The organism is Hydrogenivirga sp. 128-5-R1-1, assembly GCF_000171895.1.
Genome location: NZ_ABHJ01000146.1, coordinates 1 through 2,256, shown reverse-complemented (window position 1 = coordinate 2,256; position 2,256 = coordinate 1). Strand labels below are relative to the sequence as shown.

The window sequence follows — 2,256 nt, the reverse complement described above, 5'->3', positions numbered from 1 at the left end:
ATTTTTAATTGAGGAAATAGTGAGAATTCTTGATTTAAAAGAAATAAATCCTGTAAGCGTGTCTAATGAAAGCAATTTAAAAGATTTCTATGTTAAATATGCAAAACATTTAAAAGATGTAGATGAGAAATTAAAAAATAAATGGAAAAAACTTGAAAAAATTGAGAATGTATCTAAAGAAGATTTTAAATTTGATGATGTGAAAATAAAATTTCCAGTTTCAGCTACGGACTTTAGCACCTATGCTTACTGTCCTTATAAGTTTTACTTAGACCATATTATAGGTATTGAAGAAATTGAAGAACCCGATAGGACAGTCATTTCACCTGCAGAAAAAGGAACTTTAATACATAACCTTCTTGAAAAGCTGTATAAAAAATACCCGTTTGAAAATTTAGAGGAAGAAATAGAAGAATTAAAAAAGGGATTTGAAAAAGAAATAAAAGAAAAATTAAAAATGATACTACCTTCATTTAGACCTTTTGAGGAAAATAAAGCATTAAAGCTTTTAGAAAGAACAATAAAATTTATCTATTTTGATATAGAAAGGTTAGAAAAAGAAAATAAAAAAACTGAGATTTTGGAAAGAAGTTATAAAAATAGGTATTTTAGCGGAAAAATAGATAGAGCAGACAAAGACTGTCAAAATAACTTCTATATTTACGATTATAAAACAGGAAAATCCCCAGAAAATTTAGAAAAAGAGATAAAAAATAAGTACATTCAGCTTGTTATATACAAAGAGTTTTTAGAAAACGAGGGAAAAAACATTAGAGAACTTGGAATAATAGCTTTAAATGACGAAACTGGAAAGTTTGTTTATTCTTTAGAAGACGAAACACAGATTAATCAGCTTACAACTTATTTAAAAAACTTACTTAAGCAGTTAAAAGAAAAATATTTCTACCCTCTAAAAAATGATTTATGCGATTACTGCTCTTATAAAGATTTTTGCTTGAAAGATAAAATTTTAGAGGAACAATAAATGGCAAACATAAATTACATAGCATCAGCCGGTACAGGTAAAACTTACAGTCTTGTTTCCCAAGTTTTAGATAAAATAAGGAAAGAAGATGTATCCTTAAGACAGATATTAATTTTAACCTTTACAGAAAAAGCAGCAGCAGAATTAAAAGAAAAAATTTCCGAAAGAATAAAGGAAGCATTAAAAGACCCGAATGTATCCAAAAAAGAAAAAATAAAGCTACACAGACAGCTTTTATTTATAGACAGTGGATATATAGGAACATTTCACAGCGTATTTTTTAGGTTTTTGAAAAAATATCCTCATGTTTCAGGAATAGATAAATCTTTTTCTGTTTTAAGCTCACAACTTGATTATATCCTAGGGCTATTTTTTGAAAAATGGATAGAAAAGGATTTTGAAGAAAACCCTAAAGACTGGGAAAAAATAATAACCTTTTTTACAGATAATGAAAAGAAATTAAAGAAAATTTTTCTACAGCTTTACAAGGAAAGATTAAAGTTAAAAAAGCCTGATATTAATTTTAATAATCAAGAGAAAAGTATTAAAGAATTAGCTAACCAGCTTAAAGGCTTAATTGACGAGTTTTTTAATAAATACTCATACCTTTTCCCGCAGGCAGAAAAATTTTGGGAAATAAATCTTAATGCTGTACTTCATAAGTTAAACTCAGAAGATTTACAAAATTTACCCAGTATAAAGCCTGAAAAAGCTAAAATTTTCAAAAAACCCAAAAAATTAACAGAAGAGGAAAAAATTTTTTACAAAAAAAATATAAAACCTTTATCAAAAGATAAAGAATTTTTAAATTTTCAGGAAAATATTATAAATACACTTTATAAGTTGAAAATTAGACTGCTTGATTACAATGCAAACCTGCTTTTAAATAAAATCTGGCAATTTATTTCATTTGTTGAGAACATAAAAAAAGAAGAAAAAATAATAGATTTTGACGATATTTTAGAAAAAACCCTTGAAATGATAAAAAGTAAGCCAAGCATTAAAGAACAGATAAAAAACAGCTTTAAGTACATTTTCATTGATGAGTTTCAGGATACAGATAATATTCAAACCCAGATAATAAAAGAAATATCTAACAACAACATTTATCTTTTTGGAGACCCTAAGCAGTGTATTTACACATGGAGAAATGCAGATTTAAACGTTTATTTTGATTTTTTAAATGAAAATACTTTCTCAAATGAAGTTATAGATACAAATTACAGGAGTGAGCCTGAGCTGGTGGAGTTTTTCAATAAAATGCTTTCAGA

The 2,256-nt window shown here is 26.5% G+C and carries 2 protein-coding genes; both read left to right on the top strand.

Features of this window, described 5'->3' with window-relative positions; translation table 11 throughout:
- Positions 1–985, top strand: a 985-nt coding sequence (locus tag HG1285_RS04095) for a PD-(D/E)XK nuclease family protein (protein WP_008288720.1), incomplete at its 5' end; no start/stop codon positions are given.
- The coding region (locus HG1285_RS04100; protein WP_008288719.1) for a UvrD-helicase domain-containing protein at positions 986–2,256 on the top strand (1,271 nt) is incomplete at its 3' end.